Here is a 383-nt window from a genome sequence, read left to right on the forward strand (position 1 = left end):
CCGGACGAGAAAGGGCGGACCTGCGCCCAATTCCTGACCAACGCCGCAGCGTTCATGGCCGCGAACGGTGCACCCGTGAGCGAAGTCATGACCGATAACGCCCTGGCCTACATTCGGTCCGCCGCCTTCGCCAAAGTGATGGCTGATCTGGGTGCCAAACACCRCCGCACGAAACCGCGCAGCCCKTGGCAGAACGGCAAGGCCGAACGGTTCAACCGCACTCTCCAGGAAGGCTGGGCCTACAAGAACGCCTACGACTCCAGCGACCACCGCACACAGGCCCTCACCGGCTGGCTAGACTTCTACAACCACCGCCGCAACCACAGCGCACTCGGAGGACGAGCACCCATCAGCAGATGTAACCAACCTGCTGGCTGAGTACA

Annotated in this window: 1 protein-coding gene; it reads left to right on the plus strand. The window is 63.0% G+C overall.

Translation table 11 applies throughout. The annotated features are described in order from the left end of the window. A partial coding sequence (locus AB4Y72_RS19745) for an integrase core domain-containing protein (protein ID WP_441427818.1) occupies positions 1 to 378 on the plus strand: 378 nt, incomplete at its 5' end. Positions 379 to 383 lie beyond the last annotated feature (5 nt).

The organism is Arthrobacter sp. YAF34, assembly GCF_052113245.1.
GTDB lineage: Bacteria > Actinomycetota > Actinomycetes > Actinomycetales > Micrococcaceae > Arthrobacter.